Annotated in this window: 12 protein-coding genes; 10 read left to right on the top strand and 2 right to left on the bottom strand. The window is 34.6% G+C overall.

What is annotated here, in order from left to right; all coding sequences use genetic code 11:
• Positions 1-18: 18 nt before the first annotated feature.
• The 10 genes from OD803_RS04825 (at position 19) to OD803_RS04870 (ending at position 15,947) form a co-directional block, all read left to right on the top strand.
• Positions 19-1,401 carry a glucoamylase family protein gene (locus OD803_RS04825; RefSeq protein ID WP_442899848.1) on the top strand — a complete coding sequence of 461 codons (1,383 nt, stop codon included), beginning with the start codon at positions 19-21 and terminating at the stop codon, positions 1,399-1,401.
• On the top strand, positions 1,402-2,769 hold the full coding sequence (locus OD803_RS04830) for a glucoamylase family protein (RefSeq protein ID WP_262732554.1): 1,368 nt from the start codon (positions 1,402-1,404) through the stop codon (positions 2,767-2,769).
• Between the two features lie 11 nt (positions 2,770-2,780).
• Entirely contained in the window at positions 2,781-3,566 is a 786-nt protein-coding gene (locus OD803_RS04835) for a prolyl oligopeptidase family serine peptidase (RefSeq protein ID WP_262732555.1), read from the top strand.
• 3 nt (positions 3,567-3,569) lie between these two features.
• Positions 3,570-5,912: a beta-glucosidase BglX gene (bglX, locus tag OD803_RS04840; RefSeq protein WP_262732556.1), complete on the top strand. Its 2,343-nt coding sequence runs from the start codon at positions 3,570-3,572 to the stop codon at positions 5,910-5,912.
• A 12-nt stretch (positions 5,913-5,924) separates the two neighbouring features.
• Positions 5,925-8,525, top strand: a complete 2,601-nt coding sequence (locus tag OD803_RS04845) for a glycoside hydrolase family 2 TIM barrel-domain containing protein (protein WP_262732557.1) — start codon at positions 5,925-5,927, stop codon at positions 8,523-8,525.
• A complete protein-coding gene (locus OD803_RS04850; protein WP_262732558.1) occupies positions 8,526-9,413 on the top strand; it encodes an alpha/beta hydrolase in 888 nt (295 codons plus the stop codon).
• A gap of 209 nt (positions 9,414-9,622) precedes the next feature.
• Entirely contained in the window at positions 9,623-11,224 is a 1,602-nt protein-coding gene (locus tag OD803_RS04855) for a sulfatase family protein (RefSeq protein WP_442899850.1), read from the top strand.
• Between the two features lie 91 nt (positions 11,225-11,315).
• The gene (locus tag OD803_RS04860; RefSeq protein ID WP_262732559.1) at positions 11,316-13,169 is read left to right on the top strand and encodes a family 43 glycosylhydrolase; all 1,854 of its coding nucleotides are present in this window, start codon (positions 11,316-11,318) and stop codon (positions 13,167-13,169) included.
• 75 nt (positions 13,170-13,244) lie between these two features.
• The gene (locus OD803_RS04865; RefSeq protein ID WP_262732560.1) at positions 13,245-14,996 is read left to right on the top strand and encodes a DUF4886 domain-containing protein; all 1,752 of its coding nucleotides are present in this window, start codon (positions 13,245-13,247) and stop codon (positions 14,994-14,996) included.
• 36 nt (positions 14,997-15,032) lie between these two features.
• Positions 15,033-15,947 (top strand): endonuclease/exonuclease/phosphatase family protein, encoded by a 915-nt coding sequence (locus OD803_RS04870; RefSeq protein WP_332006930.1) that lies wholly within the window; start codon positions 15,033-15,035, stop codon positions 15,945-15,947.
• Here the strand turns inward: OD803_RS04870 and OD803_RS04875 are convergent.
• Both OD803_RS04875 and OD803_RS04880 read right to left on the bottom strand, forming a co-directional pair.
• The gene (locus OD803_RS04875) at positions 15,944-16,486 is read right to left on the bottom strand and encodes a YceI family protein (RefSeq protein WP_262732561.1); all 543 of its coding nucleotides are present in this window, start codon (positions 16,484-16,486) and stop codon (positions 15,944-15,946) included. The genes OD803_RS04870 and OD803_RS04875 overlap by 4 nt on opposite strands.
• Positions 16,487-16,491: 5 nt before the next feature.
• Entirely contained in the window at positions 16,492-16,854 is a 363-nt protein-coding gene (locus tag OD803_RS04880) for a hypothetical protein (protein ID WP_262732562.1), read from the bottom strand.
• Positions 16,855-16,862 lie beyond the last annotated feature (8 nt).

A 16,862-nucleotide genomic window follows, 5' to 3' on the forward strand; every position in this document is an offset into this window, starting at 1 on the left:
CTTATTCTAACTTTGCTAATGAAATCAATCCATCAAAATAAAATTTTTGTTTTGACAGCTATTCTTTTGTCGATTTTTAGCTGTAAAAACAATACCGAAAACAAAGAAAACTCTGAGTTAGCTTTACCTAATAATACTAAAGTTGAATTAACCGAAAATCAACTGTTAGACACTATTCAATATCAGACATTCAATTACTTCTGGGATGGTGCAGAACCTAATTCAGGATTGGCAAGAGAACGTATTCACATGGATGATAAATACCCTTCATCACCAAAAAATACAGTTACAACTGGAGGAAGTGGTTTTGGGCTTATGGCAATTTTGGTTGGTGTTGAGCGTGGTTGGATTACTAGAGAACAAGCCTTCAATAGATACACTAAAATTGTAAACTTCCTTGAAAAAGCTGATCGTTTTCATGGTGCTTGGTCTCATTGGATAGATGGTGAAACAGGAAAAATGTATCCATTTGGAAAGAAAGATAATGGAGGAGATTTAGTTGAAACAGCGTTTTTAATACAAGGCTTACTTACTGTTTCAGAATATTTCAAAGACGGAAACAAACAAGAGCAACAATTAGTCGCCAAAATAGATAAACTTTGGAAAGAAGTTGAATGGAATTGGTATACCAAAGGAGGTGAAGACGTCTTGTATTGGCATTGGTCGCCAGAATACGGTTGGGATATGAATTTTCCTGTAGGCGGTTATAACGAATGCCTAATTATGTATGTGCTTGCAGCAGCATCACCAACGTATCCAATTACAAAAGAAGTTTACGAAAAAGGTTGGGCAAGAAACGGAGCTATTGTTTCCAAAGATTCATATTATGATGAAGAATTAGTTTTAGACTATTTTGAACATAGCGATGCACCAATAGGTCCTCTATTTTGGGCACATTATTCATACTTAGGTTTAAACCCAAATGGTCTTACAGATCAATTTGGCGATTACTGGAAACTGACTCAAAATCACGCTAAAATACATTACAAGTACGCTATAGATAACCCTAAAAATTACAAAGGTTACGGAAAAGATATTTGGGGATTTACCTCAAGCTATTCCGTAAAAGGTTACGCAGGTCATAGACCTGGAGACGATCTAGGTGTAGTATCACCAACAGCTGCGTTATCCTCTTTTCCTTATACACCAAAAGAGAGCATGCAAATGCTAAAAAACCTTTATAAAAACCACGATAGTTTAGTAGGTAAATATGGTCCTTATGATGCTTTTAGTTTAGAACATAATTGGTACGTACCAAGATATTTGGCAATTGATCAAGGTCCAATTCCAGTAATGATTGAAAATTACAGAACAGGTTTGTTCTGGGATTTATTTATGAAAAATAAAGACCTGCAAAACGGTTTACAAAAACTAGGTTTTAAATACGAAAACAAAAGCTAAATGAAGACATTCTGTTTTATATTATTATTAATTTTTTTTAGTTGCGGTTCTAGCGATGAATCTACATATCAAGAAAATAATGATCCTGTAGATGACGAAGTGCCAACAGATGATGATCCTGTTGTAGTTAATCCTCTAACTGATGATCAAATAATGAATTTAACCCAGCGAGAAACCTTCAAGTATTTTTGGGATTATGCTGGTACTAATTCTGGTGCAGCTAAAGAACGTTATCATCCTAACAATCCGTCAGATAGTCAAAATGTAATTACAACTGGCGGAAGTGGTTTTGGACTTATGGCTATTTTGGTAGGTATAGAGCGTAATTATATTTCTAAAACTCAAGGTGTACAACGTCTAACACAAATACTCAATTTCTTTGAAAATGCTGATCGTTTTCATGGAGCATGGTCACATTGGATAGATGATGGAACAGGAGCTACAATTCCTTTTAGTACGCAGGATAATGGAGGAGATATTGTTGAAACAGCATTTTTTGCTCAAGGCTTAATTTGCGTGAAAGAATATTTTAAAAACGGAACAACTGAAGAACAAGCTTTAGCAAACCAAGCTGATGCGCTTTGGAAAGGTGTCGAGTGGGATTGGTATACTGATAACCAAAATAAATTATTATGGCATTGGAGTCCATCAGGTGAGTTCGCCATAAACTTAGAATTAAAAGGTTATAACGAAACTTTAATAGCATTTATTCTTGGTGCTGCATCACCTGACTATGCAATTTCTTCAGATGTATACCATCAAGGATGGGCAAGTAGTGGAAGTATTGTGTCTTCATTAAGTCAATATAGTATTCCACTGATATTAGATCATGCAGGTTCAGGGACTGGTCCTTTGTTTTGGGCACATTATTCATACTTAGGATTAAACCCTTCAAACCTAAACGACCAGTATGCTAACTATTGGAACTTAAATGTTAATCATACCAATATTAATTATCAGCATTGTGTTAGTAACCCTCATAACTTTGCCGATTATGGTCCAGATTGTTGGGGATTAACAGCAAGTTATAGTCGTAATTCCGATGGTTCTGTAGGTTATTCTGCTCACGAACCAGAAAATGATAACGGTACAATTTCGCCAACAGCAGCTGTGAGTTCTATTCCATATACGCCTGAGAAATCATTAGCAGCAATGCATTATTTCTACAATAACGATTTAATGGGACCAGCTGGTTTTTATGATGCATTTAGCCCGCAATATAATTGGGTAACAGAGCGCTACTTGGCAATAGACCAAGGTCCGCAAATCATCATGATAGAAAATTACCGTACAGGTTTACTGTGGAATTTATTTATGCAAAACGAAGACGTACAAAACGGATTAGACACACTAGGATTCACCTATTAAACTCACTAAAAATGAAACACATTAAAACGCAAATTACTTTTTGTCTGCTACTAATGACATCACTAGCATTTGCACAAAAAGATCTTTATAAAGAAAAGGTTCATATTAAAGGCAAAGACACGCTTAAGTACCGTATTATGTACCCTGAAAATTTTTCAGAAGACAAACAATATCCTGTTTTATTATTTCTTCATGGTGCTGGCGAACGTGGAAATGATAACCAAAGACAGTTAGCACACGGAAGTAAATTATTTGCAGACAAAACCAATCGTGGTGCATTTCCTGCAATAGTAATTTTCCCGCAATGTCCAAAAGATAGTTACTGGTCTAATGCAGATGTAGATCGGTCATCTTTTCCAATAAAATTAGTGTTTCCTAAAGATAAAGAAGCTACAAAACCAATGCAATTGGTTATAGATTTAATGCAAGAAGTTACCAGCAAAGACTATGTAAATACAGACAAAGTTTATGTTGGCGGATTATCTATGGGAGGCATGGGAACATTCGAAATTCTATCAAGACAACCAGACATGTTCGCTGCTGCTATCGCTATTTGCGGTGACGGTAATGCCGAACTAACTAAAAACTACGCAACAAAAGTAGATTTATGGGTGTTTCATGGTGCAAATGATGATGTTGTAGACCCAAAAGGTTCAATAAAAATGGTTAATGCTATTCTAGAAAATGGCGGAAAACCGAATTTCACTTTATACTCAGATGCAAATCACAACAGTTGGGATCCTGCTTTTGCAGAACCTGAATTATTAACATGGCTTTTCTCTAAATCAAAAAAATAAATAATGACAACGCTTAAACTTACTAACATAAAATCCCTAGCAATAGGTTTTGGGTTACTAACTGCTATATCGTGCAATACCAATAGCAACAAAACTACATCGGCAAAAAGCGATAACCCATATCAAACTAAAGTAGATTCTATTATCGGGTTAATGACTTTAGATGAAAAAATTGGTCAATTAAACCTTCCTGCTACAGGTCCAATTACAACAGGTGCTTCAAAAAGTACTGATGTTGTAAAAAAGATTGAAGACGGTAAAATTGGTGGTCTTTTCAATATTAAAGATCCAAAAAATATTTATGAAGTTCAGAAAATTGCAGTTGAAAAAAGCCGACTTGGTATTCCACTTATTTTCGGAATGGATGTAATTCACGGTTTTAAAACCACATTCCCAATTCCGTTAGGTTTATCTGCCTCTTGGGATATGGACATGATTGAAAAAACAGCACAAATTGCAGCTAATGAAGCTAGTGCAAACGGTATTAACTGGACCTTTTCCCCAATGGTAGACATTTCTCGAGATCCACGTTGGGGACGCGTTTCCGAAGGAAATGGTGAAGATCCTTTTTTAGGTAGCGCTATTGCTCGCGCTATGGTTCGTGGCTATCAGCAAGATGATGTGGCTGCAAATAATACCTTAATGTCTTGTGTAAAACACTTTGCATTATATGGTGCGCCAGAAGCAGGTAGAGATTACAATACAGTAGATATGAGCCGTATTCGTATGTATAACGAATATTTAGCGCCTTACAAAGCTGCTGTAGACGAAGGTGTTGGTTCTGTAATGGCATCGTTTAACGAGATTGATGGTGTTCCTGCAACTGGAAACAAATGGTTATTAACAGATTTACTTCGTGATGATTGGGGATTTGATGGTTTTGTAGTGTCTGATTATACTGGTATTTACGAAATGCGTGCACACGGAATGGGTGACGAATACGATGTAACGTCACTAGCATTAAAAGCTGGATTAGATATGGATATGGCTGGTGATTCGCCAAATATTAAAGCCTCTTTTACGCATGCTTTAAAAGGCGCTTTAGACCAAGGTAGAATTTCTATGGAAGATATTGATACTGCTGTAGCACGTGTGTTAACCGCAAAATATCAATTAGGTTTATTTGACAATCCTTACAAATATTGCAGTGAAGAGCGTGCTAAAAACGAAACTTACACACAAGAAAATAGAGATTATGCACGTCTTGTTGGTGCAGAATCTTCAGTATTATTAAAAAATGATAATCAGCTTTTACCATTAAAAAAATCTGGTACTATTGCTGTTATTGGTCCGTTAGCTAAAGCTAATAGTAATATGGCTGGTACTTGGTCTGTATCTACAGATCATCAAAGTTCTATTTCAGTTTGGGACGGTTTACAACAAACCGTTGGTAACGATGTTAATTTGTTATATGCAAAAGGAAGTAATGTAGATTACGATTTAGATTTAGAAAAACGCGTTACAATGTTCGGTAAAGATATCCCAAGAGATGGAAGAACCGATCAGCAAATGCTTGATGAGGCTTTAGCAATCGCTAAAAAATCTGATGTTATTGTAGCTACTATTGGTGAGTCTGCTGAGTTTAGTGGAGAAAGTAGTAGTCGCACAGATTTAGGCATTCCGCAAGTTCAAAAAGATTTATTACAAGCCTTATTAAAAACAGGAAAACCGGTTGTTTTAGTACTGTTTACAGGTAGACCTCTAACGTTAGTTGAAGAGAGTGAAACTGTTCCGGCAATCCTTAATGTTTGGTTTCCTGGTAGCGAAGCTGGTTTATCCATTTCAGATGTGCTGTTTGGTGATGTTAACCCTTCAGGAAAATTAACGGCAACATTCCCAAGAAATGTTGGTCAAGTTCCGTTATTCTATAATCACAAAAATACAGGTCGTCCATTAGGAAACGACGAAGGTCATTTTGAAAAATTCAAAACCAATTATTTAGATGTTCGTAACGAGCCTTTATATCCGTTTGGTTACGGATTAAGCTACACTACCTTTGAGTATGGTGATCTTAAATTAGATAAAACATCAATGTCTCAAAACGATACAATTAATATTTCGGTAGATATTACAAATACTGGTGACTACGACGGAAAAGAAGTAGCTCAATTATATATAAGAGACTTAGTTGGCAGTGTAACAAGACCTGTAAAAGAGCTAAAAGGCTTCCAAAAAGTATTCATTAAAAAGGGTGAAACTGTAACAGTTACTTTTAAAATTTCGGTTGAAGACTTAAAATTCTACAACTCTAATTTAGATTTTGTTGCAGAACCTGGTGAATTCCAAGTTGCTATCGGAACAAACTCTGATGTTGCATTAAAAAATTCATTCAAACTTTTAGATTAATAGCTAATTATTATGCCACACATAAAATATAAGACGTTTTCCCTAGTTTTAATGGCGTGTGTGGCTTCCCTTTTTTTAAGTCACGCACAATCTAAAATCATCAATTCGGGTTGGCAATATTCCGAGGATAAAACCCATTGGCAAACCGTAAATATTCCACATACGTGGAATGATAAAGATGCTTTTGATGACGAGTCTGGTTACCGTCGTGGCTTAGGCTACTACAAAAAGCAAATCTATGTGTCTTCTCAAGATAAAGACCAGATTTTCTATCTAAAATTTAACGCTGTAAATCAGGAAGCGACTGTTTTTATTAATGGAAAAAAAGCAACCAATCACAAAGGTGGTTACACAGCGTTTAATTTTGAAATTACATCGCTTTTAAACTTTGATGCTTATAATTTAATTGAAGTTGAAGTCGATAATGCTCACAACGACAACATTCCGCCATCAGATGCAGATTTCACCTTTTATGGTGGTATTTGTCGTAATGTGGAATTGATTAAAGTCCCAAAACAGCATTTTAGTTTAAAGGATTTTGCATCCGATGGTTTTTATGTCAATTATTACAACGTTTCCAACGACAAAGCTGGTGTAAAAGTTGACGTATTAATAGATAATTTTGAAACCAAAACCGATGCACATTTATATCTTGAAATTTTAGATGCCGAAGGAAATCGTATTAGAGAAGAACATCAAGGATTAACTTTAAAATCCAATAAAACCGAAATCGTAAAGGTCACGTTTCCTGAAATTAAAAACCAAAAATTGTGGTCACCAGACAATCCATATTTATACAAATTACAACTAACCTTAAGTGATAAAAACGGAACCATTTTAGATCAAAAACAGTCTAATTTAGGCTTTCGTTGGGCAACTGTAGATCCTGAAAAAGGCTTTTTTCTTAACGGAAAACCAATAAAATTAATTGGTGTAAATAGTCATCAAGATTATAAAGATTATGGTAATGCAGTACCCATTGAGCTACAAAAACAAGATATTCATCTTATTAAAAATATGGGTGCAAATGTGATACGTTTTGCACATTATCCGCATTCTAGAGAATTATACAAACTTTGTGACGAACTTGGTATTTTGGTATGGACTGAAATACCAATAGTAAATAAAGTGACCGATTCTGAAACCTTCTTTGAGGTCTCACATACAATGCAAAACGAGCACATCAAACAATATTACAATTACCCAAGTGTAGTAATGTTTGGATATATGAACGAAATTTTTCTGCGTTTAGCATTCGATAGAAAATCGTCTGATAAAGAAAAAGAAGCTCTAAAAACAACGACTTTAAAACTCGCCAACCAGCTAGAAGATTTAACCCGAAAATTGGCACCTAACCACATTACAGTTATGGCTGGTCATTTAAACGAAGTTTATAACGATACTGGCATAGCAGATTTACCAATGCTGTTTGGTTGGAATCTGTACTTTGGTTGGTATGATGGGCAGATTGAAGATTTAGGTAAATTCTTGGACCAACAACATCAACGCTATCCAAAACGTTCGTTATTGTTGTCGGAATATGGTCCTGGTGCAGATGTTAGAATCTTTACCAAAACACCCAAAAAGTTCGACTTTTCCACCAATTATCAAGCAAAATTGCATCAATCGTATTACAAACAGATTACAGACAGACCATTTATGACAGGAATGACAACGTGGAATTTTGCCGATTTTGGTTCAGAATTTCGTGGTGATGCCATTCCGCACGTCAACCAAAAAGGACTTGTGCAGTACGACCGAACACCAAAAGACATTTACTATTGGTACAAATCAGTTTTAGATAATAAAAAACCATTCATACATATCTCAACAGATTATTTAAAGCAACTAACAGTTTTAGAAAATGAAACTGTTCCTATCCAAATATATTCAAATCAAAATGACGTCAATGTCAGTTTGAATGGTCACAATTTAGGTGATTTTAAAGTTGAAAACGGTGTTATTTCTATTGATATGTCTTTCAAAAATGGAAATAATTCTATTAGAGTTTCAACAGGAACCATTTCCGAAGAAAAAACAATAAAAGTTAATCGTATTGAAGTTTTTGATTTTAAAAACTTCAAACGTTTCGGTATCAATTTAGGTGCGCATTTCAACTTTTATGATAAAACACAAAACATCACATTTGTACCAGACCAAGCGTATAAAAAAGGATGGTTTGGATATAAAGATGGTTTAGCTTTTGGGATGACCAAAGATAAAAATCAAGGTCTGCCACATAACATTAAGAACACCGATGCAGAACCGTTATTTCAAACCTTATTGGAAGGTTGCACAGAATATCAACTGGACGTTCCTGAAGGTAACTATAAGGTAAAATTATATTTTGTAGAGCCACAAATTAAACCAACTGAAAATATTTATAACCTTTCAAAAGTAACTTCAAGAAATACTAGAACACAGCGCATTTTTGATGTGTATATTAACGATACATTAATAGAAGAACAATTGAACTTGGCTCAAGCTTATCCAGAAAAATATGGTATAACGCTGCAGGCAACTATTCAAACAAAAAAAGGATTAACTTTAAAACTCAACGCTATTGAAGGTTTACCTGTAATTAGCGGTATTTTAATTGAAAAACTAGACTAAATGAAATTAGTAATAAACGTATTTATTTTCTTTTTTGTGTTAACAATTTCGGCACAAAACAAAGCGACTTACACCTACTCGATCAAAGGAAAAGACACATTAAAACTAGACGTTTACACACCAGAAAACATCAAAAAAACAGACACGTTACCTGTATTGCTTTGGATGCATGGTGGCGGATTTTCAGGTGGTCATAGAGAATACATAGATGATGAAAATTTAGTTAAATATGCAGCGAAAGAGCAGAATTACATTGGTATTTCCATTTCGTACCGTTTGCTAAGAAAAGGTACAAAAACAGGTTTTGGTTGCGATTGTAGTAAGGACGAAAAGCTTGAGACCTTTAAACAAGCTGCTATCGATTATATGGATGCTGCAAAATATGTAGTTGAACACGCTAACGAGCTTCAAATTGATACTACAAAAATCATTGCTGGTGGTAGTAGCGCTGGTGCTGAAGGCATTCTAAATGCAGTTTTTATGCGCGAGTATTTTTTAGATAATGCCGAAGCGTATAGCAATGTAAAATTCGCTGGTGCTTTTTCTTGCGCTGGTGCTATTGTAGATGCAAGTTATATGACGCCAGAAAACGCTGTGCCAACTGTGTTGTATCACGGTACAAAAGACCAATTGGTACCTTACGGAAATGCGCCACACCATTATTGCGCGCCAACAAAGGATGGTTATATAATGCTAGATGGTTCTAAAATTATTGCTGATAAATTAGAGGAATTTGAAACGTCTTTTTATTTCAATATTGTTAAAGAAGCACGTCACGAAATTTCCAGAATTCCTTATGAAGAATTGGATATTGTGTTCAACTTTTTTGAGCGTACAGTGATTAACGATGAGGTTGTTCAAACTAAAATTATAAAAACGAAAAAGTAATGTATTTTTTGAATACAAATAAAAGCGTCAGTTCGAGTATTTCGACCCAAAAGTCGAAATGTATCGAGAACAAGAGTATTGGTAATGCTCTGTTTATTTTTATACTATCATTTTTTTTATTGACACTCCTATCTTGTAAAGATAAACATAAAAAGGATGTCAGTTCGAGCGCAGTCGAGAACATAACAAGACCAAACATCATTTACATTATGGCAGACGACCATGCTGCACAAGCCATTAGTGCGTATGGTCATCCTATTGGTCAACTGGCACCAACACCAAACATTGATAGATTGGCAAAAAACGGTGCGATTTTCAAAAATAATTTCTGTACCAATTCTATTTGCGGACCAAGTCGTGCTGTAGTTTTAACCGGGAAACATAGTCATATTAATGGATTTAGAATGAATGGCGACCGTTTTGATGGTTCACAACAAACGCTTCCAAAATTATTGAAAGAGTCAGGTTACAATACTGCAATTGTCGGTAAATGGCATTTACACGGATATCCTGAAGGTTTTGACCACTGGAATATTTTAAACGACCAAGGGAACTATTACAATCCGCAGTTTATTAAGATTCAAGATACAGTTCACATCAACAAAAAACACATTGATACCACTGCGCATTGGACAACCAAATTACCAGATACCACTGTGGTTAAAGGTTATGCAACCGACTTAATTACAGATTATGCAATTGATTACATAGATGAAAAGAAAAACAGCGACCAGCCTTTCTTTTTAATGGTGCATCACAAAGCGCCACATCGTAATTGGATGCCAGCGTTACGTCACGTTAATAAGTACGATTCGGTGCAATTTCCGTTACCTGACACGTATTTTACAAAGCATGAAAATTCAACAGCATCAAAAGAGCAGTTACAGACTATCTATCGTGATATGTACGAAGGTCACGACCTTAAAATGACCAAAGAAAAAGGCAATCCAGAATTGGCTTGGAATCCTTGGAAAACAGATTTTGAACGTATGACACCAGAGCAACGTGCAGCTTGGGATAAAGCCTATCAACCAAAAAATGATGCATTTCACGATGCTAATTTATCTGAAAAGGCGTTAGCAGAATGGAAAGGACAACGTTATTTACAAGAATATTTATCAACAATAGCTTCGGTAGATGAAGGTATCGGGAAGATATTAGATTATTTAGATGCTAATGGTTTAACCGAAAACACCATTGTTGTGTACACATCAGACCAAGGGTTTTATTTAGGCGAAAAAGGATGGTTTGATAAGCGATTTATGTATGAAGAATCCTTAAAAATGCCATTATTAATCCAATATCCTGAAAAAATCAAACCAGGAACTGTTGTTGAAGGCTTAACCCAAAACCTAGACTTTGCTGAAACCTTTTTAGATTTTGCAAATGTTGATATACCTAATGATATGCAAGGAAAATCCTTTGCAGGTTTATTAGATGGCACTGAAAACAAAGAAGGTTTTAGAGATGCGGTTTACTACCATTATTACGATTATCCAGCATTCCATATGGTTAAAAAGATGTATGGTGTTCGTACCAATCGTTATAAGTTAATTCACGTGTACGACGATATTGATGAGTGGGAATTATACGATTTACAAACCGACCCAAAAGAGTTAATCAACCTTATCGATGACGAAAATTACGACGAGATTGAAACCAAATTAAGAACACGTTTAGCCGAATTACAACAACAATATAAAGTTACCGAAAAAGAATTTGAAAAAGCGCCAAAGCAACGTGTTGATAATGCTTACAGGCAATTTGACAGATTAAGAGGTAACACAGGATCAAAATATCATCATCATTAAAATGAAACATCTCTGATTAATCTCAAGTCACTTAGTGAGCATATTAATAAGATGTTCCATCTGACGATTGAAAAACAATAAAAATTAACAGATGAAATTAAAACATAGCATACAACTCGCATTCGTAATTATAGCAATGGTATCTTGTAAACAAAAACAAGAAAATACTATTGTTATAGAAGATAATAAAACTGAAACAGCAACAATAGACACCACGCAAACCTACATCAATCCGTTAGATATTGATTACACCTATATGGTTTACAATTCTGCCAGAAATCAATCCTATCGTTCTGGTGCAGATCCAGCGGTTATAGAGTTTAAAGGCGAATATTATATGTTCGTGACACGATCTTTTGGGTATTGGCATTCTAAAGATTTAGTCAACTGGAAATTTATCAAACCGCAACAATGGTTTTTTGAAGGTAGTAATGCGCCAACAGCTTTCAATTATAAAGATTCACTAGTTTATTTTGCTGGCGATCCTGCTGGTTACGGAAGTATTTTATATACCGACGATCCTAAAAAAGGATTATGGTCACCAACAGCATCTATTTCAAATAACATTCAAGATTCCGAATTATTTATTGATGACGATGGTAAGTCGTATTTATATTGGGGAAGTTCTAACGTGCATCCTATCCGTGTAAAAATGCTGAATAAAGACGATCGCTTTTTAGAAACTGGTGTTAGAAAAGAGCTAATTAATTTAGATGAAGAAAAGCACGGTTGGGAACGTTTTGGTGAAAACAACTTTCATCCAACTTTAAAAGAAGGTTATATGGAAGGCGCGTCAATGACTAAACACAACGGAAAGTACTATTTACAATATGCAGCACCAGGTACGCAATTTAATGTCTATGCAGATGGTGTGTATGTTGGCGATTCGCCACTTGGACCTTTCACCTATATGAAAAATAATCCGATGAGTTTTAAACCTGGCGGATTTACCAATGGTGCAGGACACGGTATTACAGTAAAGCAAACCAACGGTCAATACTGGCATTTTGCGACGATGGCGTTGGCATCTAATGCACAATGGGAACGTCGTTTATGCATGTTCCCTACCTATTTTGACGAAGATGGTTTAATGTACAGCAATACCTCTTATGGCGATTATCCACGTTATGGCGCTAATCACCCAACAAAAGCCGGACAACATAATGGTTGGATGTTATTATCGTATAAAGGCAATGTAACAGTTTCATCTTCGCTTCAACAAATCATGAAATTTACGTCTAATGATGATGAAGTTGAAGTCAAAGAAATCCCAACAGAAACCAATGCTGAAGGGAAAATAACTTCAAAAGTTTTAACCGACGAAAACCCTAAAACCTTTTGGGTTGCCGAAGCTAATGACAATCAACAATGGATCACAATCGAATTGTTAAATGAAGGAACTGTACACGCTATTCAGTTAAATTACCACGATCACGAATCAGGAATTTACACACGTGTTGAAGGATTAAAACATCAATTTACTATTGAAACTTCTGAAGATGGAAAAAACTGGAAGACGGTTGTAGATAGAAGTAAATCTGAGATTGACGCACCAAATGCCTATCTTGTTTTAGATAAACCTGTAAAAGCAAAATACGTTAGATATAACAATATAAAAGTACCAGGAAACAACTTCGCGATGTCAGAGGTTAGAGTTTTTGGTTTAGGCTTAGGTGAAGCACCAAACAAGGTGTCAAATTTCAAAATTAATCGAGAAAAGGACCGCAGAGATATTTCATTTTCTTGGGATAAAGTTAAAGGTGCACAAGGGTATAACATACGTTGGGGAATTGCACCAAACAAATTGTACCAATCTTGGCAAGTTTACGATACCAACACGCATTTTATGCGCTGTTTGGATAGAGATACACCGTATTATTTTACCATTGAAGCATATAATGAAAACGGAATTTCGGAACAAACTGAAACGATTTCTGTAGAGTAAAGATGAATCAAATTTAATTTTATAAACGATAATAAATTTATTTTAAAACTGAATATTAACTTAATAATTATAAATATGAAAAATCTCACAACCAGCAAATTAATTAAGTTGGCACATTTTTGTCTTTGTGCATTCTTAGTTATCAATTTTTATTCGTGTAGTAGAACATCTGACGATTATACAACATCAAATTTAGAAACTGAAGCATTACTTGAAGGAGACTTAACTTTAGCGACAAGTTGTCAATATACAATTGTCCCAGAATTTAATAATGTTATTTTTCCATCAAGAAGCTACACTTGGTCAGCTGAACCTTCTAATTTAGTTGATTTTACTGTTGACCCATTAACATTTGCAATAACTATTCAAACACTTGCAGAGGGAACTGTGACATTGAGCTTAAACTCAGATGATGGTCAAGTTTCTTCATCTACTCAAGTAGTTATTGACGATGAAAATGATGGAATTTTAAAGATCTTAGCAATTGGTAATAGTTTTTCTGAAGACGCGTTAGAATCGCATTTTTGGGGATTAGCTAATGCTCAAGGTAAGCAAGTAATTGTAGGGAACATGTATATTGGTGGTGCAAACTTAGATACACACGCTACAAACGCATCATCTGATTCAAATAGTTATAGTTACAGAAAAATTGACCTAGATGGAACTCGTACAGTAACTTCTGGAGTTTCTATTTCTGAGGCTGTAGCTGACGAGAACTGGGACTATATTAGTTTTCAGCAAGCAAGTTATGAATCAGGACTTTTTGAAACCTTTATAAACCCACTTCCAATTGTTTATAATGCTGTAAAAAGTCATAATAGTAACCCATGTACTAAGTATATCTTACATAAAACTTGGGCTTACGCACAAAATTCAACGCATTCTGGTTTTGCAAACTATAACAATGACCAAATGACGATGTTTAACGGAATTATAGATGCTTACATTTTAGCTGAAAATTTAATTCCTGTAGAAATGGTTGTACCTGCTGGAACTGCAATTCAAAATGCAAGAACAAGCTTTTTAGGAGACGGATTTACAAGCGATGGTTATCACTTAAACGATTTTGGTAAATATATTGCTTCTTGTACTTGGTATGAAACCCTATTTGGTGAGTCGGTTATAGGGAATTCATATTCTCCAGATGGTATGTTGCCTTTGTATATAGAATTGGCTCAACAAGCAGCACACGAAGCAGTGTTGACGCCTAATGAAATTACTGAGTTAACTGATTATCAAGATCCAGGTGGAAATGGTATTTTAACTCAACCAGTATTCATTAACTTTTCTACTAGTGATAACCCTGATGGATGGAATGCTTATACAGGTTTTTTAGAAGGTGTTGCAATACCAAATATGATTTACACTAATGGACAGTTTACAGGAATTGAGGCTGCTACAACTTCTAGATTTAGAGGTGTTAATAATACTTCAGGAGCAGGATCTACAACTACTGATTTAAATATGGATGATTCAGTATCAAAATCTAATTTTTATTCTCATGCTTTAGCTTGGGGATCAAATGACCCAATTGAAGAGAGTATTATTGAGTTTTCAGGTTTTGAATCAAATGATACTTATGAATTTTGCTTCTTTGCTTCAAGAAATAGTGTAAGCGATAATAGAGATACTAAATATACTCTTGTTGGAGCTAACGAGCAATCAGCAAACTTAGACGCTGCAAATAATGCAACAAATACAGTTTGTATATCGAATGTACAAGCTGATGCTAACGGTAAAATTATCTTAAAGGTTGCAGCTGGAGATTCTAATAATAACGGAAACCAGTTTTATTATATTAATGCTTTAAGAATATCTCCACAATAAACTCATAAGTTTATACAATGAAAAAAGCCTCTTTAAATGTTTACATCAAATACATTTAAAGAGGCTTTTTTACTAAACTATTTATGCATAGATTTAAACATATATAAAGATTTTTATTTCATGATTATGAAGCGTTTTTTTACCATTATAGCTATAATTATTTCATTTTCGGCTACATCTCAAGAGCTGAAAATTATGAGCTACAACATAAAGTTAGATTACCCGAAAGAAGGTAAAAATAGTTGGACTAACCGAAAGCCTTTTATGATGAATCAAATCAAGTTTTATGAACCAGATGTTTTAGGTGTACAAGAGGCAATGCCAAATCAAATGAAGGATTTAGATGCTTTGTTGACCAATTATAGTTTTGTGGGTGTTGGTCGTGATGATGGTAAAGATGAAGGTGAGTATTCAGCAATATTTTACAGGAAGGATGACTTAGAAGTTTTAGAATCTTCAACATTTTGGTTGTCGCAAACACCAGATAGAGTAGGAATGGGTTGGGATGCAGTTTGTAATCGTGTGTGTACCTATGCCTTGTTTCAACATAAAACTACCAAGAAGAAATTTTGGGTATTTAATACGCATTTTGATCATGTAGGTAAGGAAGCACGTTCAAAAAGCGCTGTTTTAATTTTAGATAAAATTAAAAGCTTAAATACAGAAAATCATCCTGTGTTTTTAACTGGCGATTTTAATATGGAGCCTAATCACGAAAGTGTTGATTATATTACACAAACTTTAAAAGATTCTAAAATAGATACAGAATTAGATTTTGGTCCAGAAGGTACATTTAATGGATTTCATTTTGACCAACCTGTAACGCGAAGAATCGATTATGTTTTCGTTTCATTTGACGTTAAAATAAACAAATATGCAGTGTTAAGTGATAATTGGAATATGCAATACCCTTCAGATCATTTACCAGTACTAATAGAAGCGAGTTTTTAGTTCTGAATTAGTTTTAAATCAAAGCTTACAAGGACTTCATTGGACAGTTTGTTCTTAACTATTTTGGGGATTTTTATGTTAAAATCTGAAGCTAAAACTTTAAAGTTTCCTTTTAAAGTAATTGTGCTTCCTTTTTTTTGAATTGTTGCTGAAATATTATCAATTTTTTTGGTTTCTCCATGAAAGCTTAATTCGCCTTCAATTTTAATTTGCGTTTCGGTTTCAATTTCTGAAAGAGAAAAATCTACTAAATTTCCTTTAAATGTTGCCTTTGGAAATTTTGAGGTTTCAGCATAATTTTCATTGAAATGCTCTTCCATTAATGCGTTTTGAAACCTAAACCCTTTTACTAAAGCTAAAGCTGCAAACTCACCATTTTCTGTATTAAGTATTGCTGTTACTGAGTTATTGGTTGCTGCAACTTCTTCAAATGAAGGGACTGAAGCTTCAAAGTTTAGTATGCCTGTTTTAGTCAAAAATTTACCTTGAGAAAAACTTTGGAAGCTAATAAGCAGTATTATTAATAGTGTTTTTTTCATTATGTTTATTCTTCTAAGAGTCCATCGGTTTCCCATTGTATAACAATGTCTATTAGGTTTTGAGGTAATCTTGGGCCACCAAAAGGCATTAAAAATCCAGTGTCTTCTGATGAAATTCTGCTAATTAAGTCTCTGTTTTCAACAGCATTTTTTACATCTTCATAAGTTAGTAAAGGCATTGGAGCACTATTAACAGGAGGGTTGTTGTGACACGAAATACAGTTGTTGTCAATTATTGGTTTAACATCATTTACGTAGGTAATGTTCTCTATTATTGGAGTAGCATCAATTAAATCTTCTTCGCTAGCGTTGGTACAGCTATTAGTGACTATAAAAAGACAACTTATAATGAGTATTAATTTTTTCATTTTAAATT

This window comes from Gaetbulibacter sp. NE, assembly GCF_025548475.1.
Taxonomy (GTDB): domain Bacteria; phylum Bacteroidota; class Bacteroidia; order Flavobacteriales; family Flavobacteriaceae; genus Gaetbulibacter_B; species Gaetbulibacter_B jejuensis.